Annotated in this window: 1 protein-coding gene; it reads right to left on the bottom strand. The window is 70.6% G+C overall.

Features of this window, described 5'->3' with window-relative positions:
* The coding region (locus KVT32_RS29300) for a porin (RefSeq protein WP_217619341.1) at positions 1-333 on the bottom strand (333 nt) is incomplete at both ends.

Consider the following 333-nt stretch of genomic DNA (forward strand, 5'->3'; position numbering starts at 1 on the left):
GCCGTAGACGCCGGCGTGGTTCATCGCGGCGAACAGCACGTTTGGGCTGGTGGCGGCGAAGGCCAGGCCCATCGGATCGGCCATGCCGACCGAGAGCACGCCCAGGATGTTCTGGCGGCCGAAGTCGATCGAGCCGAAGTTGCCGGCCAGGCCGACGGTGGCTTCGCGGTCGAACAGGCTGGTGGTCGGCGGGTTGCCGGTGCCGACGCCGGCGGCGCCGGTGTCGTTGAGCAGGGTGCCTTCCAGGCCGAAGCGCGCCTTCAGGCCACCGCCCAGGTCTTCCACGCCCTTGAAGCCCCAGCGCGACACCTGCATCTGGCCGGCTTCGACCGT

The organism is Achromobacter sp. GbtcB20 (assembly GCF_019091095.1).
In the GTDB taxonomy this organism is placed as follows: Bacteria; Pseudomonadota; Gammaproteobacteria; order Burkholderiales; family Burkholderiaceae_B; genus Achromobacter; species Achromobacter mucicolens.